Origin of the sequence: Enterococcus wangshanyuanii (genome assembly GCF_002197645.1) — a bacterium.
In the GTDB taxonomy this organism is placed as follows: domain Bacteria; phylum Bacillota; class Bacilli; order Lactobacillales; family Enterococcaceae; genus Enterococcus_L; species Enterococcus_L wangshanyuanii.
The window spans coordinates 517021-540778 of the sequence record NZ_CP021874.1; the positions used below are offsets into that span (position 1 = coordinate 517021).

The window sequence follows — 23758 nt, forward strand, 5'->3', positions numbered from 1 at the left end:
GTATAAAATAAGAATATGAATAATCTATGAAAAAGATATAAAAAAGCTTGAGTAATTACTCAAGCTTTCATGATTATTTATTTGATTTTTGATAATCTTGATAAGATTCTGTGTGGTATTTATCAACGGTAGATGTGTTGTTATTTTTGCTGTAGACACTCGTTGATGATTTCCCTTTTTTAGATTCGATTTTTTTCATCTGTTCCAGCTGATCTTTATAATTGTAGTTATCAGGATTTACTGGAGTCAAACCACTGTTTGTATAGAATCGTAGAAGGTCACCGTTTGTCGTTTGATCGGACATTTCCAGCTGTAAGTTGACCTTATCTTTCAGTGCTTTCGTTTCCTGTAGTTGTTGCTCAGTTGGTTCACTGATCAATAGGCCAGTTGCTGTGTCGTAGATATTAGAACCTAGCATCGTATATTTTGGTGAAACATAGTTGCCGTTTCTAAATGCAACTAATTGTTCATTTTGTTTAGAGAATAGGTCTTGTCCCATTTGGATATAATTTTTTGTATCGATACCCAATAAATGAAGTAGAGTAGGTAATGCATCGATTTGACCACCATACGTATGATTGATCCCGCCATTCGTTTGACCAGGAATATGGATCATATATGGTACACGCTGCATTGTTGAATTGTCAAAATCATTCCAAGTAGATTTTGTTTTGCCAACCAGTTCAGCTAAATTCTTATTACGAGAAGTCGAAACACCATAATGGTCACCGTAAAGTACGATCACTGAATTATCATATAATCCAGATGCTTTTAAATAATTGAAAAATTCTTCAACAGATTTGTCAAGGTAATTCGCTGTAGCGAAGTAGCCGTTGATCGTTTCATCTGACGTGTTTGCAATCGGGAACCCAGCTTCATCATTTGTAAACTGTGAATATGGATAATGATTAGAAACAGCGATAAACTTAGAATAAAACGGTTGTTGTAAATGCTCTAAATATTGAACGGACTGGTTAAAAAATGGTTTATCATGCAATCCGTATTGGAAAGAGTTATCTTCGTTGACATCATAGTAGCTTGCATCGAAAAAGTAATCATAGCCTAAATGCTTGTAAGTTTCATTACGGTTCCAGAAATTACCGGCATTTCCGTGGAAAACAGCACTAGTATAACCAGCTTCTTGATCTAGAATTGCTGGAGCAGCTTCGAATGTATTTTTTCCGCCGACTTGAGTGAACAATGATCCTTGATCTAAACCGAATAATGAATTTTCAAACATCGTTTCGGCATCACTCGTTTTTCCTTGTCCTACTTGATGGAAGAAATTATCAAAACTATACGTACTATTATTATGGAAAATACTGTTAAGGAACGGTGTTACTTCATGATCGACACCATTTTCATCTTTTAACTTGTAATCGATCAGAAACTGTTGGAAGCTTTCTAAATGAATATAAATCACATTTTTTCCTTTAGCAATTCCGAATGTTTCTGGATTAGGCTCAGCATAATGACCTTTGACATAATCTGAAACTGTATCCATGTCATTCTCACTTGCTTCAGCTCGTACTTGGTTCGTCTGATATGTTGTGACACCATCATAAACAGTAAAAGCGTTCAAGCCTAAAAACTTCACGATATAATCACGAGAGAACTGACGACCTAATAATTGTGGTCTAGCAGTTTCAGCTAACGTTAAGTTTGCCGCAAAGAATAGAGCAGATAATAAGCTCATAGAAAGAGCAACTCTAGCTCTAACTGGCCGTTCATCCATTTTGATCGTCTTCGTCAGTAATAAAATGCCGACGATAATAAAATCAAGCCAGTAAATCACATCATAAGGTCTGAAAAGACGCAGTGCACTTTCGCCAAGACCGCTGGCAACTTTGCCGGCACCAAGCATCGTATTGACTGTGATAAAGTCAGTAAATTCTCTATAATAGGTAACATTTGAGAAAAGAAGTAGGCTAACTAGGAAATAAATCACCATCATAGTGATATAGGAAGCTCTTTTTCTTCTCACATATAAAGCAATTGCCAACAAGAAAAATGTTGAAGCAATTGGATTGATAAAGAGAATAAAATATTCAAAAGCATTTTCGATACGCAGATGAAAATCGACAACGTAAGCAAAAATCGACTTCATCCAAATCAGGACACCTATAAAGAGAAACAGCCCCATACGGGTATCTAAAAATTTAGGTGTATGTATTTTTTTTAAAATATTCAAAGTGAACGAATCCTTTCTTCAATCAAATCTAAGAGAAAGCCAATGAAAAGTTTTCACAAGCTTTACATATACAGCATTAATTTTACTCTGTTCCATAAGCTCTGTCAATTTAAATCAAGAATTGGGAGCGGGTTGTTAATGAAATTTTACTTTTCTTTAAAAAAGAAGCAGTAGAAATTAGCTCATCTTCAATCATAGAGGAGTGAAAATGATCCTAATGGGTAACGACAGCTTGTTCTTTTTTTGATATACTGACGAAGAAAGAATATAATGGAGAATACTTAATTGAAAGCTAAAGGATGTAGAAAATGAACATACGAATAACAAAAAAGTCAGAGAAAAAATTTAAAGCAGGCTATCCCTTAGTCCAAAAGGAAGATTTGCAGGAATCCCCACAAAAATTTTCTGCGGAATGGCTTGATTTTCTTGATAGCAAAGGAAATTTTGTTGCTTCAGGCTATCTTGGTGAACAAAATAAAGGAATAGGCTGGCTAGTCAATCGACAAGGGAGTATCGATTCTGGATTTTTAGAAAAGCTATTTTTAAAGGCAAAAAAAGAGCGAGCGTTTTTTGAACAAGATCTTGGAACCACAGCGTATCGGTTGTTTAATGGTGAAGGGGACGGATTAGGTGGTTTGACGATCGATCGCTACGATGCGTTTGTCGTTTTTTCTTGGTACAATGAAACACTATATAATATGAAAGAACAAATCCTCCGGGCGTTCAGAGCAAGTATGCCTGAGATTATCGGTGGATACGAAAAAATTCGGTTTTCAACTCAGTCTTTACCTGAATCACAAAAGTTATTCGGTAAGGATGCACCTGAACCATTACTAGTTTTGGAAAATGGTGTGACGTATGCAACTTATTTGAATGATGGTTTGATGACAGGAATTTTCCTAGATCAAAAAGAGGTTCGCGGACGATTGATCGATGGTGCAGCTGCTGGTAAAACAGTATTGAATATGTTTAGCTATACTGGCGCCTTTTCAGTTGCAAGTGCCATGGGCGGTGCTGCAAAAACGACCAGTGTTGATTTAGCTAAACGGAGTTTGCCAAAAACAAAAGAGCAATTTGAAGTGAACCAAATCAACCCGGCAGATCAAAAAATCATTGTGATGGATGTTTTTGAGTATTTTAAATATGCTATGCGTAAAGAACTAAGTTATGATGTGATCGTTTTAGATCCGCCAAGTTTTGCTCGAAACAAAAAGAAAGTCTTTTCTGTTGCAAAAAACTACGGTGATTTAGTAAAGGATGCTGTGACTATTCTAGCAGATCAGGGGCTATTGATCGCTTCAACAAATGCTGCAAATATTTCAATCGATAAATATAAGAAAATGATCATTCAAGCGCTAGATGAAAAACAGGTACGTTATCACTTTAAAGAAACATACCAATTACCAAGTGACTTCAAAACAAACAAACATTTTGAAGAAGGGAATTATTTAAAAGTATTTTTTATCGAAATCAAAAAATAGATCAAGAATTCTTTCAAGTAACCATTTGTAAATCAGGAGAGAAGGAGAGGAAAGATGAGGACAGTTGATGTTAAAGGAATCAGCATTGGTATTGGCAGTCCTAAAATAGTTGTGCCGATTGTCGGAAGAACGGAAGCTGAAATAATCGATGATGCTAGAAACTTATCAAAAATAGAATGCGATTTAGTTGAGTGGCGTGTCGATTTTTTTGAGCAAGTTACTGACTTCCAAATGGTAATTGCGTTATCAAAAAAGATCACAGAATGCCTTGTTGAAAAACCATTACTTTTCACTTTTCGAACGAAAAAAGAAGGTGGTGTCAGCGATCTTTTAGATAGTGACTATTTTTTATTGTACCAAATGATGATTCAAAAGGGTTGTCTTGATTTACTTGATATTGAGTTATTTATGGACGATCAGCTTGTGCAGCAGACGATTCAGTTAGCACAAGCTAAAGGAATCAAAGTGATCATGTGTAATCATGATTTTGAGCAAACACCAGAAAAAAAAGAGATTATTTCTAGACTCTGTCGTATGCAAGAAATGAATGCGGATATTTGTAAAATCGCTGTAATGCCGCAAACCTCAAAGGATGTTTTAACCCTACTTGAGGCGTCGAATGAGATGAAGATGAACCATGCAGATCGTCCGATCGTAACGATGTCCATGGGGAAATTGGGGCTGGTCAGTCGATTGACTGGTGAGATTTTTGGATCAGCATTAACCTTCGGTACTGATCGAACAGCTTCTGCACCTGGTCAAATATCCGCTGTGAAATTACGCCAACTTTTAAACATCCTGTCATTGTCAGAAAATTGAGAGGTGCAACATGGGAAAAAAGAAGACACAAAAAACAAACGCGATCCGTATTGTCGAACAACAAAAAATTCCATACAAAGAATATGAGTTTGAATGGAGTGAGGATCATTTAAGTGCTGAAAGTGTTAAAGAAAAATTGGGAGTAGCTGATGGAAAAATTTTTAAAACCTTGGTTGCTGTCGGGAATAAAACTGGACCTGTCGTAGCGGTAATACCAGGTGATAAGGAATTAAATCTAAAAAAAATAGCAGCGGTCAGCGGAAATAAAAAAGTGGAAATGCTGCATTTGAGAGATTTGGAAGAGACAACTGGCTACATTCGTGGTGGTTGCTCGCCGATTGGAATGAAAAAGCTTTTTCCAACCTATTTAGCTCAAGAAGCGGATGAATTTGAGGCGATCATTGTTTCAGCTGGTAAAAGAGGCATTCAAATGGAGATAGCTCCAGAGGCTATTTTAAAGATGACTAAAGGTAAAATAGTGGACATAACAATATAAAAAATGAGGATTGAACAACAAGATCAACAAATTGTGTTCAATCCTCATTTTTATTTTGGAAGCTGTTAGCCTTGCTTAAAGGTATTTTTGTAAAGCCTGTCTTGCTAGAGAATCAGCGCCTTTGTTTTGACTTTCCGGGATCCATTTGATCAATAGTAACGAAAAATGTGGCTCCAATTGTTTATAAGTAGCTAAGTATGGCTGAAATAAAGGATTTTTTGAATAATCTTTTTCAATCGTTTGAACGACTACTTTGCTGTCAGAATGAATCACGATCGTCTGGTCGGTATATTTTTTTTCGATCAATAATTCAAGCGCTTGAATAAAAACTCTGAATTCAGCTTCATGGTTGGAACATTCACCAAGGGAAACATGTTGTTGCTCATGAATAGCTTCGCCAACGATCACGATTCCGCCGCCGCTTGGACCAGGATTTCCTTTTGTTGCAGCATCGACATATATTCGTAACATAAATATCTCCTTATTTTCTTTTCGTTAAAAGTTGATGTATGTTATTATTGTACCATACTGAATTTTTACTAAGGGGTCGCTGTATGAAGAAAAGAGTCTATCATTGGCAACCAGAATTATCAACAGCGATAATTTATTGGTCTTGTACATTTGGCATTTTATTTTTAAGTTTGATTTTGATGTTGGAACATACCCGTCCTTACCTGACGAGCAACATAGTTTTAGGCGTGTTCTTTTTCTTCGCACTTTTAGGATTGAATCGTTATTTTATTTTGAAGAATGATCAGCTGATCGTCCATGCACTATTACCAATTAGACGTAAGAAAATTAGTGTGCAGGCGATCGAGGCTATTTTTGTCGGCCCTAAGTCGATCAAAATTGTTTCTACTGAGTTTAAAGAAGGAAGCCAGTTATATATAATGACGAAAAAAACGAAAGCGGCTTTTATTTCTCAGATTAAAACAATGTTGCCTGAGCATGTACTTATTCATGAAGATCCAGCGCAAAAGTCTGGAAAGGAATAACGAAATAGCTAAATAGAATAAAGCAAAATAAAAGCTGAGAAAGCTCATTTCCTATGAAATGTCATTCTCAGCTTTTTGTTTATACTTTCTTCACATGTGCAGCTTGGAGACCGCGTGTACCTTCCATTACTTCAAATTCTACCGCTTGGTTTTCATCTAATGATTTAAAACCATCGCCTTCAATTGCTGTGAAATGAACAAAAATTTCATCGTCTTCATTGTACGTAATAAAGCCATAACCTTTTCTATTATCAAACCACTTGACGAACCCTTTTTCCATTCAAATCACGCCCCTTTATTTTCTAAAGTCTAGCATCATTATAAAGTGAAAAAGAACCCTCGTCAATCTTTTGCAAAAATAGCTTTTTCACCATAGAAATAGAGTGAAAGAAAAGGTATAATGGTTAATATCTTAACGAAAAACACTTGTTGTACAAAAAAAGTTCGGGAAAAGAGGGCATGATGAAAACAGATATCGAAATTTCACAGTCAGTTCAATTATCACCAATCACTAAAATTGGAGAAAAGATCGATCTAAAAGAGAATGATTTAGAATTATATGGACATTATAAAGCTAAAATCGATTTTTCAACCATTCAACGTTTGTCAGAGAAAACAGATGGGAAACTGATATTAGTCACATCGATCAATCCGACTTCTGCAGGTGAAGGAAAATCAACTGTTACGATTGGATTGGGTGATGCATTAAATAAGATCGGTAAAAAAACAGTGATTGCTTTACGCGAACCTTCATTAGGCCCAGTTATGGGGATCAAGGGAGGTGCAGCCGGCGGTGGTTTTGCTCAAGTTTTGCCAATGGAAGATATAAATTTACATTTTACAGGGGATATGCATGCGATTACAACAGCCAATAATGCTCTTTCTGCGTTGCTGGATAACCACATCCATCAGGGGAATGAGTTGAACATCGATGCAAGAAGAGTGATCTGGAAACGTGTGGTGGATTTGAATGATCGAGAACTGCGCCAAGTAATGGTTGGTTTAGGTGGACCCATTCAAGGAGTTCCAAGAGAAGACGGATTTGATATTACAGTTGCCAGTGAAATTATGGCAGTGCTATGTTTAGCTTCTGATTTGGAGGATCTAAAATTTCGCTTGGGAAATATCGTGATCGCTTATACATTTGATTTGGAACCTGTAACGGTTAGTGATCTAGGTGTTCAAGGCGCTTTGACATTACTGTTGAAGGATGCGCTGAAGCCCAATCTTGTTCAAACGATTTATGGAACGCCAGCCTTAGTTCACGGCGGTCCATTTGCAAATATTGCTCATGGCTGTAATAGTATTTTAGCCACAAAAACGGCATTGAAGCTTGGGGATTTTACTGTAACAGAAGCAGGATTCGGGGCCGATCTAGGCGCGGAAAAGTTTTTGGATATCAAAGTTCCTAATCTAAAAAAAGCACCTGATGCAGTTGTCATCGTAGCAACGATAAGAGCATTGAAAATGCATGGAGGTGTTTCTAAAACAGAGTTGACGAAAGAAAACATAGCTGCTTTGGTCAAAGGATTCACCAATCTTCAAAAACATATTGAAAATATGAGAAGCTATGGTTTGCCAGTGGTCGTTGCAGTTAATGAATTTTCTGGAGATACCGAAAAGGAACTGTCTACACTAAAAGAGCTCTGCGAGACACAAAATGTTCCAGTAGAGTTGACCAGTGTTTGGGCAAATGGACCAGAAGGCGGGGGTGCTTTAGCAAATCGAGTGGTTGAACTAATCAACGAAGAGCAAGGTGAATTTCGGACGATTTATCAAAAAGGTATGGATCTAGAAGAAAAAATTCAGGCGATCGTCACGAAAATTTATGGCGGAAGCGGCATTTCCTTTTCAAAAAAAGCACAAAATCAACTTGCAATATTTGAAAAATATGGTTGGGATCGTTTGCCTGTATGTATGGCTAAGACACAGTATTCTCTGTCAGATGACCCAGATGCATTAGGTCGCCCGGAAGGTTTTACAATCAACATTCGTGAACTTGTACCAAAGATCGGTGCTGGATTTATTGTGGTATTAACTGGAGATGTGATGACCATGCCGGGGCTGCCTAAAAAACCTGCTGCATTGAATATGGATGTAGATCAAGATGGACAAGCAATTGGATTATTTTAAAAATAATAAATAATTCGAAAAAAATCGTTAGGAAAAAAGTGTTCAACTCCGACAACTAAGTCTTCCAATTCTTAGCATCTTAGATATTTAGAGATTGATGTGATCGAAGTGTAGTAGTTGCTTCTGCTTCCATCATTTATTATGTTTTAGAGTGCGAAACAAGACTGATTTTTAGTTTTGTCCGCACTTGTTTTATTTTTGAGCTATAGCAACTTCTTCCTTTTCGTGTCTGGTTTTTTGTTATATACTTTTAATTAAAGCTCAGGGAGGAATCAAAATGGATATTCGCTGTACTAGAAACACTGGATTCTATGGTATGGGCAGTCCGATCGAACTTAAGAAGAACGGAGAAAAATGGGTTTATTTAACTCATAATCAGACAAAAGAGCTGGAAATTACAGAGGATCAGTGTACTGTTCAGGTGAGTTTCTTTCTTTTAAAAAGCCAACCACTGATTTTGATCGATAAAGGACAACCAATTAGTATAGAAATAACAATGAATCCTATTTTGATATCAAATTATGTTATACTCTTTATCGGGATGCTCTTGATCCCTATTTTTCATTTAAATATAGTTGGTATTTTACTTTTGCTTGTAGCGTACGCTATATTTTTGTTTTCTATGTTAAAAAAAGCATATATCATCAAGGAGATGGAATAATGGGAGAAAGAGCTGAATCGTTTTTAGCTGCATTTAATCGAATTGAAAAATGGTTTCGTGAAGAATTGAATAACCCAACGAATATGGGGTTCAGTGAAATGGTTCGGCGTTTAGCCAGAAAAAAAGATAGTCAAGTACTGCATTTTCAAGACGATCTGCTGCAGATGGCTCAATTAAGGAATGCCATTGTACATGAGCGGATTTCAAACGACTTTGTTATAGCTGAACCAAATGAATGGGCAGTTAAGCGTATGGAAGAAATCGAGCAAGCGTTGATCAGCCCGGATAAAGTTTTACCGCGTTTTGCTAAAAAGGTTACTGGCTTTGACATCAATATCTCAATCAAAGAGATTTTATCCATTGTTGCTAGAAAGCAATACTCACAATTTCCTATTTATGATAAGGGGATTTTTAAAGGATTGATCACTGCCCGTGGATTAGGGATTTGGCTTGCTATCGAAAGTTCTAATGGAGATATTCATTTGGATGGACGCAAAGCATCAGAGCTTTTATTGACGAATTATAAAGAAAGTAATTATCAGTTTGTCGATCAAGAAACGACCGTATTTCAAGTGGAAGAGATGTTTTCCACCCAAGTTAAATTGGAAGCGATCCTGATTACCTCTGATGGAGATCCAAATGGCAATTTACTAGGGATCATTCGGCCGAGAGATTTATACAATATTTTAGAGAAGGAATGAAGTTATTTGTTAGTAGTTTATCTTATTATCAGTGCCCTATTGATCGGTTTAGATCAGTGGGTGAAATATTTGACCGTTGCCAATATAAATCTTGGTGAAACGAAAGAATTCATACCAGGTATTTTATCATTTACGAATATTCGGAATACAGGAGCAGCTTGGAGTTTACTAGAAGGGAAAATGTGGTTTTTTTACATTATTACTACTATTGTCGTTGTCGTGGTGCTTTATATCTTGGTCAAAAATATCCATGGAAGTAAATGGTTCACGATTGGGTTAAGTTTGATTTTAGCTGGAGCCATTGGTAATTTTATTGATCGTTTACGCTTAGGCTACGTAGTAGACATGTTTCAAACGGAATTTATGAATTTTCCAATATTCAATGTGGCTGACAGCGTACTGGTAGTCGGTGTAGTTTGTATTTTTATTTATTTGATATTAGAAGAAAAAGCAGCGAAGGACGGAAAAAATGGAGCAAATTAATGTAAAAATAAACACAGAGACTGGCCGAATCGATAAGGTGTTAAGTGACCTATTGAAAGAGCATTCTCGTTCGCAAATTCAGCAATGGGTCAAAGAAAACCATGTCAAGGTCAATGGTGAGATCATCCGTTCAAATTATAAAGTCAAAGCAGCTGATGAGATAGTGATTACGATTCCAGAACCAGAAGAGCTAGATATTCAAGCAGAAAACATCCCACTTGAGATCGTTTATGAAGATGATGATGTTTTAGTTATAAATAAACCTCAAGGCATGGTTGTTCATCCTTCTGCTGGCCACTCTCATGGAACCCTGGTCAATGCTTTGTTATATCATATCAAGGATCTGTCTTCGATCAATGGGGTGATTCGACCTGGAATCGTTCATCGAATCGATAAAGATACATCTGGATTGTTGATGGTCGCTAAAAATGATCATGCGCATGTTGCTTTAGCAGAACAGCTGAAAGATAAAACGTCCCTTAGAAAATATGTTGCTCTTGTCCACGGAGAGATTTCTCATGATAAAGGCGAAATCAATGCACCGATCGGACGTTCTAAGAATGATCGTAAGATGCAGGCGGTCATTGAAGGTGGGAAGTCAGCAGTGACGCATTTTGAAGTATTGGAACGTTTTGAAGGTTTTACTTTAGTACAGTTACAATTAGAAACAGGACGGACACATCAAATTCGTGTTCACATGAAATATATTGGTTATCCAGTTGCTGGCGATCCTCTCTATGGACCTAGAAAGACGTTAAAAGGCAATGGTCAGTTCTTGCATGCACAAATGCTAGGATTCAAACACCCGACAACTGGACAGATGATGGTCTTTGAAGCGCCTTTACCTGAACTATTTGAAAAAACTTTAGATGATTTAAGAAATAATGATTGATTTATTGCTTCAGAAGAGGTACACTGTTTGAGAAAGAAAATTGAATAATTTCTCCTTTAAGAATAGTCCCGTGAGGCTAAGAAGGAAACATGCAGAATCCAACTAGGTGCGCTTAGTCATGGTCTGTGTGTGATACATGGTATCTTTGTATAGATGTATTCCATCCTCCTACCTAAACACGGGTAGGAGGATTTTTGTTGTCCAGAATTTGTTTGGATGAACAACACAAAAAATGCTAAAAGAGTAAGCGTAAGCCCAGCCGCTGAAACAGGAAGCTCGAAGGGTAGCAAACACTAAAAATATTTTGATAAAGGAGAATAGATATGCAAGGAAAAGAAGTCGTTGATGCTGTAACGATGAAACGTGCATTAACAAGAATCACTTATGAAATCGTCGAAAGAAACAAAGGGGTCCAAGACATTGTACTTGTAGGAATCAAAACAAGAGGAATCTATCTTGCTCAACGGATCGCGGAACGTCTTAAACAATTGGAGCAAACGGATGTTCCAGTCGGGGAATTAGATATCACTTTGTATCGTGATGATATGGACGGTCAAACAATGAAGGAACGTTCACTAGAAGAACCAGAACTACATTCTTCAAGCATTCCAGTATCACTCGAAGGAAAAGAAGTCATTTTGATCGACGATGTTCTTTTTACGGGGAGAACGATTCGTGCCGCGATGGATGCAGTGATGGATCTAGGTAGACCCAAAAAAATTTCCTTAGCAGTTTTGGTTGATCGAGGACACAGAGAATTACCGATTCGAGCAGATTATGTAGGAAAAAATATTCCGACATCCATGAAAGAAGAAATCATCGTTGAAGTGGAAGAAAAAGACGGTGAAGATCGAATTTTGATCGCCAGCATAGAAGAATAAAGCAATTGAAATAGTAAAGATAGGGTAGGTAAATTTGACATGACAGAAAAAGAATTTCGCAATGAAGAAGCAGTTTTAGATATTCACGATCGACCAAAGCCAGCACATTGGATCGGCTTGAGCTTACAGCATTTATTCACTATGTTTGGCGCGACTGTATTGGTACCTATATTGGTTGGTATCGATCCAGGTATTGCTTTAGTGAGTTCAGGGTTAGGAACCATGGTGTACTTATTCGTGACCAAAGGAAAAATTCCAGCGTATCTTGGAAGTAGTTTTGCCTTTATTGCAGCGATGCAGATGCTGATGAAAAGCGATGGCTATCCAGCGATTGCTCAAGGGGCAATGACAACTGGATTAGTGTATCTGATTGTTTCATTGATCATTAAAAAAATTGGTTCAGATTGGCTAGATAAGATTTTACCACCGATCGTAGTCGGACCTGTAGTAATGGTCATCGGACTAGGTCTTGCTTCAAACGCCGCGAATAATGCAATGTTCAACAATGGTGAGTATGATTTTAAATATATCGCGGTAGCACTGCTGACTTTAGGCTTGACGATCTTTTACAACATGTTTTTCAAAGGGTTTTTAGGACTTATACCAATTTTATTAGGGATCGTCAGCGGCTATTTGATTGCATTAGCTTTTGGTATTGTAGATGTTGAGCCGATCAAAGAAGCAGCTTGGCTTGCTATGCCGAACTTTGAAATTCCTTTTGTTCAATATCAACCTAAACTTTATCTAAATGCAATCACAACAATGGCGCCGATCGCGTTTGTAACAATGACTGAGCATATTGGACACTTGATGGTGCTAAATAAACTGACAAAGCGTAATTTCTTCCAAGAACCTGGTTTATCGAAAACCTTGATGGGAGATGGAGCAGCGCAAATAGTAGCTGGACTTGTGGGAGGACCTCCTGTAACGAGTTATGGTGAAAATATCGGGGTACTTGCAATTACAAGAGTCCACAGTGTCTTTGTAATCGGAGGAGCAGCAGTATTTGCAGTAGGTCTTGGCTTTGTTGGGAAATTGAGTGCAGTTATCTTGAGTATTCCTGGACCTGTTATTTCTGGAATCAGCTTTGTCTTATTCGGAGTAATTGCAGCCAGCGGGTTAAAAATTTTGATCGATAATCAAATCAACTTTGATAAGAAAAAGAATCTATTGATCGCTTCTGTCATTCTGGTCATTGGAATCGGCGGTCTAGTTTTCAAACTAAATACATTTGAACTTTCATCAATGGCCTTGGCTACTGTTTTAGGCATAATTTTGAACTTGATTTTACCGGAAACAGCACGTAGTGAAGAAAAGTCTGTTTAGCTTTAAGAGATAGTCATTCAGAAAAAAGATAAAATCTGTAAGTGACAAAAAGCGTTACTAACATCTTTTCCTATTTTTCAGTCAAGACTAAACGAGCTGCTACGCTTTTATGCCATTTAGCTACGCGGGCTAGTCTTTCGGAAAAAAGATAAAATCTGTAAGTGACAAAAAGCGTCACTAACATCTTTTCCTATTTTTCAGTCAAGACTAAACGAGCCCGCTACGCTTTTAATATTAAGGAGGAAAACGAATGATCATCACATCTGAACGTATTAGTCTAAAGCATCTTTTAACCGTAGAAGCCCTTAGCGATCAAGAAGTTATGGGATTGATTCGCCGAGCGCAGGAATTTAAGCAAGGTGCAACTTGGCAGCCGGAGAAAAAGCAATATTTTGCGACAAATTTGTTTTTTGAAAATAGCACTCGAACACATAAAAGTTTTGATGTTGCTGAAAAGAAACTCGGCATCGAAGTGATCGAGTTTGAAGAAAGTATGAGTTCGGTAAAAAAAGGTGAAACCTTATACGACACTGTGCTGACAATGTCTGCAATCGGTGTAGATGTAGCAGTCATTCGTCATGGCAACGAAAATTATTATGATGAGCTGATCCAAAGTAAAACGATCCAATGCTCCATCATCAACGGTGGAGACGGTAGTGGTCAGCATCCAACACAATGTTTACTAGACTTAATGACGATTTATGAGGAGTTTGGTTATTTTGAAGGTTTGAAAGTAGCGATTGTTGGGGACATCACACACTCACGCGTTGCAAAATCAAACATGCAGATGTTAAAACGATTAGGTGCAACGATCTTTTTCTCTGGTCCAGAAGAATGGTACGACAAGCAATTTGAGGCGTATGGTCATTATATGGAATTGGATGAGTTAGTTGAAACAGTTGATGTCATGATGCTACTTCGGGTCCAACATGAACGTCATGATGGATCGGAGATTTTTTCTAAAGAAGAGTATCATCAAAATTATGGATTGACTGTTGATCGAGCAAAACGGTTACAGAAACATGCAGTTATCATGCATCCAGCACCAGTCAATCGTGATGTTGAGTTAGCAGATTCCCTTGTGGAGGGGATTCAATCTCGAATCATTCAGCAAATGAGTAACGGCGTTTATATGAGAATGGCAATTTTAGAAGCAGTATTACATGGAAAGGCTTAGGTGAACACTATGAAGACACTGATCAAAAATGGAAAAATCATTAAAAAGGACAATCAACTGATCCCGGCAGAAATTTGGATCGAAGATAAAAAAATCAAAGCAATCGGAACGGCTTTTGATGAAGCCATGTTCGATGAAGTATTTGATGCTAAAGGTCAACTGATCACACCGGGTTTGGTGGATGTCCATGTTCATTTAAGAGAACCAGGCTTTACCTATAAAGAAACAATTGAAACAGGTAGTAAATCTGCTGCAAGAGGTGGTTTCACTACCGTTTGTGCGATGCCTAATCTAAATCCAGTACCAGATACACCAGAAAAACTAAAAGAAGTCTATGACATCATCAACAAAAATGCAGTAGTCAAAGTATTACAGTATGCGCCGATCACCGAAGAATTACGCAGTGAAACACTCACAGATCAAAAAGCTTTGAAAGAAGTTGGAGCGTTCGCTTTTACGAATGACGGCGTAGGTGTCCAAACGGCGGGAACGATGTATCTGGCTATGAAGGAAGCCGCTTCTTTAGGAATGGCACTAGTTGCTCACACAGAAGATGAATCATTGCTATTCGGCGGTGTGATGCATGAAGGTGAGATTTCAAAAAAACTAGGCTTACCTGGAATTCTAAATTCCACTGAAGCCTCTCAAATTGCTCGGGATGTTGTGTTAGCTGGTGAAACGGGTGTCCACTATCATGTCTGCCACGTTTCAACAAAAGAAAGTGTTCGAGTGATTCGTGATGCAAAACGTGCAGGGGTTCACGTAACGGCAGAAGTTTCACCCCATCATCTAATTTTGATAGATGAAGATATTCCAGAGGATAATGGCTTTTGGAAAATGAATCCGCCTCTTCGTGCGACAGAGGATAGAGATGCCTTGATCGAAGGATTACTGGATGGCACGATCGATTGTATCGCAACGGATCACGCCCCACATGGCTTAGAAGAAAAAAATCAAACATTTTTGAAAGCACCATTTGGGATCGTCGGCAGTGAAACAGCTTTCCAACTGATTTACACTCATTTTGTTGAAACAGGAAAATTCACTTTAGAACAAGTGATTGACTGGATGGCTGTAAAACCTGCAGAAATCTTTGGAATAGAGGCAGGGACACTAACGATCGGCAGCCCAGCTGATATCGCTGTTTTTGATTTAGAGCTTGAAGAAGAAATCGATGACAAACAGTTTGAATCGATGGGTGTCAATACACCATTTGTCGGCTGGAAAGTAAAAGGCAATACATTAATGACTTTTGTTGATGGACAATCAGCATGGGCTAAGGGAGATGCATAGACTTGAAGCGATTATTGATACTGGAAGACGGCACAGTTTTTGAAGGAAAAGCTTTTGGTGCTGATGTAGATGTTGTGGGTGAGGTTGTTTTTACCACGAGTATGACAGGATATCAGGAAACAATCACTGATCAAAGTTTTAACGGACAAATCATTACATTTACTTATCCAATGGTTGGAAATTACGGTGTCAATCGTGATGATTATGAATCGATTTCTCCTACATGTAAAGGAGTTGTAGTGAAAGAACATGCACGTCTGGCTTCAAATTGGCGTGAGCAAATGACACTGGATGAATTTTTGAAACGCAAAGGGATTCCGGGGATTTCTGGTATCGACACACGAGCATTGACGAAAAAACTAAGGTCAGCTGGAACGATGAAAGCCGGTTTTATTGATGCAGGGGATGATTTAGCTCATGCCTTTGATCAATTAAAAGCAACTGTCTTGCCCAAGAATCAAGTAGCACAAGTTTCTACGACGAAACCTTATCCAAGTCCCGGGATCGGTCGTAACGTGGTCGTAGTGGACTTTGGTTTGAAACATAGTATTTTAAGAGAACTATCAAAGCGTCACTGTAATTTGACCGTTTTGCCTTACAATACGGATGCGGAAACGATTTTAGAGTTGTCACCAGATGGTGTGATGTTGACCAATGGACCTGGTGATCCTAAAGATGTACCGGAAGCAATCGAAATGATTCAAAAAATCCAAGGAAAAGTACCGATTTTTGGCATCTGTCTAGGACACCAACTTTTTGCCTTAGCCAATGGAGCAGATACGTATAAAATGAAATTTGGCCATCGCGGATTAAATCATCCTGTTAGAGAAATCGCAACTGGAAAAATCGATTTCACCTCACAAAACCATGGTTATGCGGTCGATGAATCAACCGTGGACCCTGAGAAATTGATGGTGACTCATGTGGAGGTCAATGACGGTTCAGTAGAAGGCGTCAGACATCGTCAATATCCAGCATTTACGGTTCAATATCATCCGGACGCTGCACCTGGTCCGCATGATGGATTGCACTTATTTGATGAATTTATGGAATTAATGGATGCATGGAAGGAGCAAGACTAATGCCAAAAAGAACAGACATTAAAAAAATCATGGTGATCGGTTCTGGTCCAATCATCATTGGTCAGGCAGCAGAATTTGATTACGCTGGGACGCAGGCGTGTCTTGCTTTAAGAGAAGAAGGATATGAAGTTGTATTAGTCAACTCAAATCCTGCAACGATCATGACAGATAAAGAAATCGCGGATAAAGTTTATATTGAACCGATCACATTAGAATTTGTTTCGCGGATTTTACGTAAGGAACGTCCTGATGCAATATTACCAACCTTAGGCGGCCAAACAGGCTTGAATATGGCCATGGAACTTGCTGCTTCAGGGATTTTGGATGAACTGAATGTTGAACTGCTTGGGACAAAATTGAGTGCGATCGACCAAGCAGAAGATCGAGATCTATTTAAACAATTGATGGAGGAATTGGATCAGCCGATTCCTGAAAGTGAGATCGTCAATACAGTTGAGCAAGCTGTAGATTTCGCAAATAAAATCGGCTACCCGATCATCGTTCGACCAGCGTTTACACTTGGCGGTACTGGTGGCGGTATGTGTGATAATGAAGAAGAATTGCGTATCATCGCAGAAAATGGTTTGAAATTATCACCAGCAACGCAATGCCTGATCGAAAAAAGTATTGCCGGCTACAAAGAAATCGAATATGAAGTAATGCGTGATTCGGCTGACAATGCGATCGTGGTTTGTAATATGGAAAACTTTGATCCAGTTGGGATCCATACAGGGGATTCAATCGTTTTTGCGCCAAGTCAAACATTATCTGATTTCGAGTACCAAATGTTGCGGGACGCTTCGTTGAAGATCATTCGGGCTTTGAAAATCGAAGGTGGCTGTAACGTCCAGCTAGCCCTTGATCCGCATAGCTTCAATTATTATGTGATCGAGGTCAATCCTCGGGTATCACGCTCATCTGCATTAGCAAGTAAAGCCACAGGTTATCCAATTGCCAAATTAGCAGCGAAAATCGCAGTGGGACTTACTCTTGATGAGATGAAAAATCCAGTCACTGAAACTACTTATGCCGAATTTGAACCTGCTTTAGATTATGTGGTAGCGAAAATTCCTCGCTGGCCATTCGATAAATTTGAAAAAGGGGAACGTCGCCTCGGTACTCAAATGAAAGCAACGGGCGAAGTCATGGCGATCGGTAGAAATATTGAGGAATCTTTATTAAAGGCTGTTCGTTCTCTGGAAATAGGTGCTTACCATAATGAATTAAGAGAAATCGAGCAAGTGACGGATGAGTTTTTAACTGAAAAAGTCGTTAAAGCTCAAGATGATCGTTTGTTCTATTTATCTGAAGCGATTCGCCGTGGTTACACAATTGATGAATTAGCAGAGCTGACAAAAATCGATCTCTTCTTCTTAGATAAACTGCTGCATATTTATGAAATCGAAACAGCGTTGAAAGCGAACGTCAAAGATCTAGAAACGCTGAAAGAAGCGAAACAAAATGGCTTTACAGACCGAAAAATTGCTGATCTTTGGCAAATGACAGAACAAGAGGTCACGGATTATCGTCATAAGAAAAACATTTTGCCTGTCTATAAAATGGTCGATACTTGTGCGGCTGAGTTTGAATCGCAAACACCTTATTTTTACAGCACATACGAATTTGAAAATGAAAGTCTGCGTTCTGAAAAACCATCTGTTTTAGTTTTAGGATCGGGACCGATCCGAATTGGTCAAGGTGTGGAGTTTGACTATGCAACGGTTCACTCTGTAAAAGCCATTCAAGCAGCTGGTTTTGAAGCAATTATTATGAATAGCAATCCAGAAACCGTGTCGACTGACTTTTCAATTTCAGATAAACTTTATTTTGAACCACTGACCTTGGAAGATGTCATGAATGTCATCGAATTAGAACAGCCGACCGGCGTAATCGTTCAATTTGGCGGGCAGACAGCGATCAATCTAGCCGAACCCCTTGTTAAGCAAGGAGTCAAGATCTTAGGTACATCGATCGAAGATTTAGATCGAGCTGAAAATCGTGACTTATTTGAACAAGCTTTACAAGAGCTTGATATTCCACAACCGCCGGGAGATACAGCGACCAGTGCGCAGGAAGCCGTAGCTGTGGCGAATAAAATCGGTTATCCAGTCTTAGTTCGACCAAGCTATGTATTGGGCGGACGAGCAATGGAAATTGTCGAAAATCAAAAAGATTTAGAAGATTATATGGCAAATGCCGTAAAGGCTTCACCGGAGCATCCAGTTTTAGTCGACAGCTATCTTTTAGGGAAAGAATGTGAAGTCGATGCAATCTGTGACGGGGAAACCGTGTTGATTCCAGGAATTATGGAGCATATTGAAAGAGCGGGGGTTCATTCCGGCGATTCAATGGCTGTTTATCCGCCACAAACCTTGTCTGCAGAAATTCAACAAACGATTGCTGATTATACTAAAAAACTAGCTTTAGGCTTAAATTATATCGGGATGATGAACATCCAATTTGTCATTCATGAGGAAAAGGTCTATGTTATTGAAGTCAATCCTCGTGCAAGCCGCACAGTACCATTTTTAAGTAAAATCACTGGCATTCCAATGGCTCAAGTGGCAACAAAAGCAATCTTAGGTCAAAGCTTAGAATCTCTAGGCTATCAAGATGGCCTTTATCCTGAAAGCAAACAAGTACACATCAAAGCACCTGTCTTCTCATTTACTAAACTGCAAAAAGTTGATACCTATTTAGGCCCTGAAATGAAATCAACAGGGGAAGTCATGGGTTCGGATCATAGCCTAGAAAAAGCTTTATACAAGGCTTTTGAAGCATCAAGACTGCATTTGCCAAGCTATGGCGCGGTGTTGTTTACGATTGCTGATGAAACAAAAGAAGAAGCATTGCATTTAGCGAAACGCTTTAACGACATTGGGTATAGTCTGATTGCTACTAAAGGCACCGCTGAGTATTTAAAAGAGCACGGCTTATTTGTAAAAACCGTTTCTAAGATCGATCAAGACAATGAGGAAACAGTTCTCGATCTTATTCGAACAGGTGAAGCGCAAGTCGTTGTCAATACCATGGACAAAAATCGTTCTGATCTGAATCAAGATGGCTTTTTGATTCGTCGAGAAGCAGTTGAGCATGGCGTTCCACTATTTACTTCATTAGACACAGCGGAAGCAATTCTTAAAGTTCTAGAATCAAGAGCTTTTTCTACTGACGCTATCTGATTTTAGAAATCAATATATAATCTTTCAAAGGAGTAGAAAACATGAAACAGGAAATAATGACGATCGTTTCACAAAAGCAGCTAGCTCCTAGAATTTTTCAAATGACGTTGACAGGTGAGCTTGTCAATGAAATGAAAAAGCCAGGTCAATTTATCCATATCAAAGTGCCACGAGCTGACCTTCTTTTGAGAAGACCAATCAGTTTAAATCAAATCGATCGACAAGCTAAAACTTGTACGATCATTTATCGAACTGAAGGAGACGGTACTAAAGAATTTTCTATGATGACATCAGGTGATAAGCTTGATGTCATGGGTCCTTTGGGTAATGGTTTTGATGTCGATTGCTTGAATAAAGGACAAAAAGCATTTGTAGTTGGCGGAGGAATCGGGATTCCACCGATGTATGAATTATCAAAACAGTTGAAGCAGCGAGGCGTGGAAGTCATTCATTTTTTAGGGTATGCTTCTAAGGAAGTAGCTTACTTCGAAGAAGAGTTCCTTGAATTAGGAGATACTCGCTTTGCAACAGATGACGGTTCGTTTGGTGTGGAAGGTAATGTTAGTAATCTTATTCTAGAAGCAATCAAAACAGAGCAGCCGGATGCTGTTTATGCGTGTGGCGCGAATGGAATGCTGAAAATGATCGCTCAGGTTTTTCCTGATCAACCAAATGTTTTCCTCTCTTTAGAGCAGCGTATGGCATGTGGAATGGGCGCTTGCTACGCTTGTGTTTGTCATGTGCCAGATGATGAAACTGGGACAAAAAGTGTGAAAGTCTGTGACGAAGGTCCGATTTTCAGAGCAAGTGAGGTGGTTTTATGATGAAAAATCCATTAGCTGTGACTATTCCTGGTTTAGAGCTGAAAAATCCAATCATTCCTGCAAGTGGCTGTTTTGGTTTTGGTGAAGAATATGCTAAATATTACGATCTAGGAAAATTAGGATCGATCATGATCAAAGCGACAACACCGCAAGCTCGCTTTGGTAATCCAACACCTCGTGTAGCAGAGACACCGAGCGGTATGTTAAATGCTATTGGCTTACAAAATCCAGGACTGGATGTTGTTATGAAAGAAAAACTTCCAGCTTTAGAAAAGTATGACCTGCCAATTATCGCTAATGTAGCTGGCGCTTGCGAAGAGGATTATGTCGAGGTTTGTAGTAAAATTGGTAAGGCTGTCAATGTGAAAGCGATTGAACTAAATATCTCTTGTCCAAACGTCAAGCACGGGGGGATCGCCTTCGGTACGGATCCTGATGTAGCATTCCAATTAACACAAGCAGTAAAAAAAGTAACAGAGGTTCCAATTTACGTTAAATTATCCCCAAACGTTACGGATATTGTACCTATCGCTCAAGCGATCGAAGCGGGCGGTGCAGATGGCTTTTCAATGATCAATACACTTTTAGGGATGCGGATCGATTTAAAAACGCGTCAACCGATTTTAGCCAATCAAACGGGTGGATTATCTGGTCCAGCAATCAAACCTGTTGCGATCCGTTTGATCAAGCAAGTGTCACAAATCTCTGATTTGCCGATCATTGGTATGGGTGGAGTCCAAACAGTTGATGACGTTTTAGAAATGTTTATGGCTGGTGCGAGTGCTGTAGGAGTTGGAACAGCCAATTTCACTGATCCTTATATTTGTCCTAAATTGATCGAAGACTTACCGATTAGAATGGCGGAATTAGGTATCGAATCGCTTGAACAGTTAATCAGAGAAGTGAAGGAGGCAAAAAATCAATGAGCCACAGACCAATTATCGCTTTAGATTTCCCTTCAAAAGAAGCAGTCGAAGTTTTCTTATTGAAATTCCCATCAGAGGAATCCTTATTCGTAAAAGTAGGAATGGAGCTTTTTTATCAAGAAGGGCCTGAAATTGTCCGCTGGTTGAAATCCTTAGGGCACTCTGTTTTCCTAGATCTGAAACTTCATGATATTCCTAATACAGTAGAAAGAGCAATGACTGGATTAGCTAAATTAGGAGTAGACATAACAAATGTTCACGCGTCAGGCGGAATCAAAATGATGAAGGCTGCTAAAGAAGGGCTGAAAAAAGGGACCGCAGTTGGTCAGGATGTTCCGATCTTGATCGCTGTGACTCAACTGACCTCGACGAGTGAGACACAAATGCATCAAGACCAATTGATCAATGTTTCTTTAAAAGAGAGTGTGACTCATTATGCTGCTTGCGCTGAAAAAGCTGGACTAGACGGAGTGGTTTGTTCAGCACTTGAAGCAAAAGATATTCACCAAGCAACCAATGAGGCCTTTGTTTGTCTAACACCGGGCATTCGTCCGAGTGGTAGCGCTGTTGGAGATCAACAACGTGTAGTGACTCCAAGCGAAGCAAGAAAAATCGGAGCAACATATATTGTGGTGGGAAGACCGATCACTCAAGCCAATCGACCTTATGAAGCGTATCAAACAATCAAACAAGAATGGAATGGAGAATCGTAATGACTGAATTAGCAAAAAGAATCGCCAAAGATCTATTAGAAATCGAAGCAGTTTTCCTAAGTCCAAACGAACCGTTTACATGGGCAAGCGGGATCAAAAGCCCAATTTATTGTGATAATCGGATTACGATGAGCTATCCAGTTGTTCGTAAAGAGATCGCACAAGGATTGGCGGATAAAATCAAAGCAGACTTTCCTGATGTAGAAGTGATCGCGGGTACAGCAACTGCTGGAATCCCTCATGCTGCTTGGGTAGCAGATATTTTAGACTTACCAATGGTCTATATCCGTAGTAAAGCTAAGGCACATGGAAAAGGGAACCAAATTGAAGGCCGCATTTTCAAAGGGCAGAAAATGGTTGTGATCGAAGACTTGATTTCAACAGGCGGTAGTGTGTTGGAAGCAGCATCTGCAGCTGCTCGTGAAGGAGCTGATGTGTTAGGAGTTGCAGCAATTTTCACGTATGAGTTACCAAAGGGGATCGAGAATTTTACTGCTCAAAACACGAAGTTAGTTACGTTGACAAATTATTCTACGTTGATCGATGCAGCGCTGGAATCAAATTATATCGCATCTACAGATGTTTCTCTTTTAAAGGATTGGAAAAAAGATCCTGAAAATTGGTTGAAAAAATAAGTGAAAGCATGGTTTTTGAATCTATTGTCAAAAATCATGTTTTTTATTATTATAAGCTTCCTCAGTTTTGTGCTATACTTTTACTATTAAAATTATCAAAAGATTAAGGCTCGATTTTAATAGTATAAGATCATTCAAATGAAAAATCAGAAGGTGGGGTTTGATGAAAAATATTCGAAACATGGACGTAGAGTGGGGATACACAGGAGACACGGGACCAGAGCACTGGCATACGCTTTGTGATTGGTTTTCACTTGGAGCAAAATATCCGTATCAATCACCTGTAAATCTATCCAAAACACTAGTTAGTGAGAATAAAGCAAATAGAGAAATTACCTTTTTTTATAAAAATGAAGAATTTACGGAAAAAGAATTTAAAAATACCTTTCACTTTGTACCGCCAAATACTGAAAGCTACGTTATTTTTGAAGAAGAAAAATACTATTTGACAGACATTCATTTCCATACACCAAGTGAGCACACCTTTGATGGGGAACATTGTCCTTTAGAATTCCACTTAGTGCATATGAATAATTCAGGAGAAAACTTGGTAGTAGGTTGTTTATTTACTATCACTAAAGAGGGGAATCGATTCTCTAAAGATCAGGCAGCATTTATTTGGGAAACTGAAACACATCAGCAGTGGTTTGATCCATCGATTTTTTTACCTGAACAAAGATCCCATTTTCACTATCTGGGTTCACTGACAACTCCGCCAACAAAAGGGCCTGTTCATTGGTTTGTTTTTGATACCGTTCAGAAGATGGACCATGATTTTTTCCAACGAATTGATGAAGGGATGTTACCATTCAATAATCGACCGGTTCAAGAATTAAATGGTCGCAAAGTTTATTTCACGGAATAAAA

Annotated in this window: 23 protein-coding genes; 20 read left to right on the top strand and 3 right to left on the bottom strand. The window is 38.7% G+C overall.

Annotated elements, in window-relative coordinates:
* Positions 1-73: 73 nt before the first annotated feature.
* A complete protein-coding gene (locus tag CC204_RS02410) occupies positions 74-2143 on the bottom strand; it encodes an LTA synthase family protein (protein ID WP_088271636.1) in 2070 nt (689 codons plus the stop codon).
* A 356-nt stretch (positions 2144-2499) separates the two neighbouring features.
* Between CC204_RS02410 and CC204_RS02415 the strand changes: the two genes are divergently transcribed.
* From CC204_RS02415 to ybaK, 3 genes are read left to right on the top strand one after another with little or no spacing between them, the layout of a single operon-like run.
* Positions 2500-3672 carry a class I SAM-dependent rRNA methyltransferase gene (locus CC204_RS02415; protein ID WP_088268650.1) on the top strand — a complete coding sequence of 391 codons (1173 nt, stop codon included), beginning with the start codon at positions 2500-2502 and terminating at the stop codon, positions 3670-3672.
* 54 nt (positions 3673-3726) lie between these two features.
* Positions 3727-4491: a type I 3-dehydroquinate dehydratase gene (aroD, locus tag CC204_RS02420; protein WP_088268651.1), complete on the top strand. Its 765-nt coding sequence runs from the start codon at positions 3727-3729 to the stop codon at positions 4489-4491.
* A 10-nt stretch (positions 4492-4501) separates the two neighbouring features.
* Positions 4502-4987: a Cys-tRNA(Pro) deacylase gene (ybaK, locus tag CC204_RS02425; protein ID WP_088268652.1), complete on the top strand. Its 486-nt coding sequence runs from the start codon at positions 4502-4504 to the stop codon at positions 4985-4987.
* Positions 4988-5062: 75 nt separating this feature from the next.
* Here the strand turns inward: ybaK and CC204_RS02430 are convergent, their stop codons facing one another.
* Positions 5063-5458 carry a ribonuclease HI family protein gene (locus CC204_RS02430; protein ID WP_088268653.1) on the bottom strand — a complete coding sequence of 132 codons (396 nt, stop codon included), beginning with the start codon at positions 5456-5458 and terminating at the stop codon, positions 5063-5065.
* An 83-nt stretch (positions 5459-5541) separates the two neighbouring features.
* On the opposite strand from CC204_RS02430, the gene CC204_RS02435 reads away from it, so the two are divergent.
* A complete protein-coding gene (locus tag CC204_RS02435; protein WP_157894229.1) occupies positions 5542-5982 on the top strand; it encodes an EbsA family protein in 441 nt (146 codons plus the stop codon).
* 79 nt (positions 5983-6061) lie between these two features.
* On the opposite strand, the gene CC204_RS02440 is transcribed toward CC204_RS02435, so the two are convergent.
* The gene (locus CC204_RS02440; protein ID WP_088268654.1) at positions 6062-6262 is read right to left on the bottom strand and encodes a cold shock domain-containing protein; all 201 of its coding nucleotides are present in this window, start codon (positions 6260-6262) and stop codon (positions 6062-6064) included.
* Between the two features lie 182 nt (positions 6263-6444).
* On the opposite strand from CC204_RS02440, the gene CC204_RS02445 reads away from it, so the two are divergent.
* The 16 genes from CC204_RS02445 to CC204_RS02520 all read left to right on the top strand — a co-directional run bounded on the left by CC204_RS02445 (position 6445) and on the right by CC204_RS02520 (position 23756).
* Entirely contained in the window at positions 6445-8115 is a 1671-nt protein-coding gene (locus CC204_RS02445) for a formate--tetrahydrofolate ligase (RefSeq protein ID WP_088268655.1), read from the top strand.
* Between the two features lie 277 nt (positions 8116-8392).
* Complete coding sequence (locus CC204_RS02450; RefSeq protein ID WP_088268656.1) at positions 8393-8776, top strand: hypothetical protein; 384 nt, start codon at positions 8393-8395, stop codon at positions 8774-8776.
* On the top strand, positions 8776-9477 hold the full coding sequence (locus tag CC204_RS02455) for a CBS domain-containing protein (RefSeq protein ID WP_088268657.1): 702 nt from the start codon (positions 8776-8778) through the stop codon (positions 9475-9477). The genes CC204_RS02450 and CC204_RS02455 overlap by 1 nt, the downstream gene beginning before the upstream one ends.
* A 6-nt stretch (positions 9478-9483) precedes the next feature.
* Entirely contained in the window at positions 9484-9960 is a 477-nt protein-coding gene (lspA, locus tag CC204_RS02460; protein ID WP_088268658.1) for a signal peptidase II, read from the top strand.
* Positions 9947-10852, top strand: a complete 906-nt coding sequence (locus CC204_RS02465) for an RluA family pseudouridine synthase (RefSeq protein ID WP_088268659.1) — start codon at positions 9947-9949, stop codon at positions 10850-10852. Before lspA ends, CC204_RS02465 begins: the two co-directional genes overlap by 14 nt.
* Positions 10853-11175: 323 nt before the next feature.
* Positions 11176-11733: a bifunctional pyr operon transcriptional regulator/uracil phosphoribosyltransferase PyrR gene (gene pyrR, locus CC204_RS02470; RefSeq protein WP_088268660.1), complete on the top strand. Its 558-nt coding sequence runs from the start codon at positions 11176-11178 to the stop codon at positions 11731-11733.
* A gap of 39 nt (positions 11734-11772) precedes the next feature.
* Positions 11773-13059: a solute carrier family 23 protein gene (locus tag CC204_RS02475; RefSeq protein ID WP_088268661.1), complete on the top strand. Its 1287-nt coding sequence runs from the start codon at positions 11773-11775 to the stop codon at positions 13057-13059.
* A gap of 250 nt (positions 13060-13309) precedes the next feature.
* Complete coding sequence (locus tag CC204_RS02480) at positions 13310-14236, top strand: aspartate carbamoyltransferase catalytic subunit (protein WP_088268662.1); 927 nt, start codon at positions 13310-13312, stop codon at positions 14234-14236.
* 9 nt (positions 14237-14245) lie between these two features.
* Positions 14246-15529, top strand: coding sequence for a dihydroorotase (locus tag CC204_RS02485; protein ID WP_088268663.1), 1284 nt, complete (start codon positions 14246-14248; stop codon positions 15527-15529).
* 2 nt (positions 15530-15531) lie between these two features.
* The gene (locus CC204_RS02490; protein ID WP_088268664.1) at positions 15532-16611 is read left to right on the top strand and encodes a carbamoyl phosphate synthase small subunit; all 1080 of its coding nucleotides are present in this window, start codon (positions 15532-15534) and stop codon (positions 16609-16611) included.
* Positions 16611-19793 carry a carbamoyl-phosphate synthase large subunit gene (carB, locus tag CC204_RS02495; RefSeq protein WP_088268665.1) on the top strand — a complete coding sequence of 1061 codons (3183 nt, stop codon included), beginning with the start codon at positions 16611-16613 and terminating at the stop codon, positions 19791-19793. Before CC204_RS02490 ends, carB begins: the two co-directional genes overlap by 1 nt.
* A 41-nt stretch (positions 19794-19834) precedes the next feature.
* Positions 19835-20617 (top strand): dihydroorotate dehydrogenase electron transfer subunit, encoded by a 783-nt coding sequence (locus tag CC204_RS02500; protein ID WP_088268666.1) that lies wholly within the window; start codon positions 19835-19837, stop codon positions 20615-20617.
* The gene (locus CC204_RS02505; RefSeq protein ID WP_088268667.1) at positions 20614-21543 is read left to right on the top strand and encodes a dihydroorotate dehydrogenase; all 930 of its coding nucleotides are present in this window, start codon (positions 20614-20616) and stop codon (positions 21541-21543) included. The genes CC204_RS02500 and CC204_RS02505 overlap by 4 nt, the downstream gene beginning before the upstream one ends.
* A complete protein-coding gene (pyrF, locus tag CC204_RS02510; RefSeq protein ID WP_088268668.1) occupies positions 21540-22256 on the top strand; it encodes an orotidine-5'-phosphate decarboxylase in 717 nt (238 codons plus the stop codon). Before CC204_RS02505 ends, pyrF begins: the two co-directional genes overlap by 4 nt.
* A complete protein-coding gene (gene pyrE / locus CC204_RS02515) occupies positions 22256-22891 on the top strand; it encodes an orotate phosphoribosyltransferase (protein WP_088268669.1) in 636 nt (211 codons plus the stop codon). Before pyrF ends, pyrE begins: the two co-directional genes overlap by 1 nt.
* Positions 22892-23054: 163 nt before the next feature.
* On the top strand, positions 23055-23756 hold the full coding sequence (locus tag CC204_RS02520; RefSeq protein ID WP_088268670.1) for a carbonic anhydrase family protein: 702 nt from the start codon (positions 23055-23057) through the stop codon (positions 23754-23756).
* Positions 23757-23758 lie beyond the last annotated feature (2 nt).

Coding starts and splice junctions, on each gene's coding strand:
- CC204_RS02410 (WP_088271636.1), bottom strand. CDS start 2,143: ATGGGGCTGTTTCTCTTTATAGGTGTCCTGATTTGGATGAAGTCGATT.
- CC204_RS02415 (WP_088268650.1), top strand. CDS start 2,500: ATGAACATACGAATAACAAAAAAGTCAGAGAAAAAATTTAAAGCAGGC.
- aroD (WP_088268651.1), top strand. CDS start 3,727: ATGAGGACAGTTGATGTTAAAGGAATCAGCATTGGTATTGGCAGTCCT.
- ybaK (WP_088268652.1), top strand. CDS start 4,502: ATGGGAAAAAAGAAGACACAAAAAACAAACGCGATCCGTATTGTCGAA.
- CC204_RS02430 (WP_088268653.1), bottom strand. CDS start 5,458: ATGTTACGAATATATGTCGATGCTGCAACAAAAGGAAATCCTGGTCCA.
- CC204_RS02435 (WP_157894229.1), top strand. CDS start 5,542: ATGAAGAAAAGAGTCTATCATTGGCAACCAGAATTATCAACAGCGATA.
- CC204_RS02440 (WP_088268654.1), bottom strand. CDS start 6,262: ATGGAAAAAGGGTTCGTCAAGTGGTTTGATAATAGAAAAGGTTATGGC.
- CC204_RS02445 (WP_088268655.1), top strand. CDS start 6,445: ATGAAAACAGATATCGAAATTTCACAGTCAGTTCAATTATCACCAATC.
- CC204_RS02450 (WP_088268656.1), top strand. CDS start 8,393: ATGGATATTCGCTGTACTAGAAACACTGGATTCTATGGTATGGGCAGT.
- CC204_RS02455 (WP_088268657.1), top strand. CDS start 8,776: ATGGGAGAAAGAGCTGAATCGTTTTTAGCTGCATTTAATCGAATTGAA.
- CC204_RS02465 (WP_088268659.1), top strand. CDS start 9,947: ATGGAGCAAATTAATGTAAAAATAAACACAGAGACTGGCCGAATCGAT.
- pyrR (WP_088268660.1), top strand. CDS start 11,176: ATGCAAGGAAAAGAAGTCGTTGATGCTGTAACGATGAAACGTGCATTA.
- CC204_RS02475 (WP_088268661.1), top strand. CDS start 11,773: ATGACAGAAAAAGAATTTCGCAATGAAGAAGCAGTTTTAGATATTCAC.
- CC204_RS02480 (WP_088268662.1), top strand. CDS start 13,310: ATGATCATCACATCTGAACGTATTAGTCTAAAGCATCTTTTAACCGTA.
- CC204_RS02485 (WP_088268663.1), top strand. CDS start 14,246: ATGAAGACACTGATCAAAAATGGAAAAATCATTAAAAAGGACAATCAA.
- carB (WP_088268665.1), top strand. CDS start 16,611: ATGCCAAAAAGAACAGACATTAAAAAAATCATGGTGATCGGTTCTGGT.
- CC204_RS02500 (WP_088268666.1), top strand. CDS start 19,835: ATGAAACAGGAAATAATGACGATCGTTTCACAAAAGCAGCTAGCTCCT.
- CC204_RS02505 (WP_088268667.1), top strand. CDS start 20,614: ATGATGAAAAATCCATTAGCTGTGACTATTCCTGGTTTAGAGCTGAAA.
- pyrF (WP_088268668.1), top strand. CDS start 21,540: ATGAGCCACAGACCAATTATCGCTTTAGATTTCCCTTCAAAAGAAGCA.
- pyrE (WP_088268669.1), top strand. CDS start 22,256: ATGACTGAATTAGCAAAAAGAATCGCCAAAGATCTATTAGAAATCGAA.
- CC204_RS02520 (WP_088268670.1), top strand. CDS start 23,055: ATGAAAAATATTCGAAACATGGACGTAGAGTGGGGATACACAGGAGAC.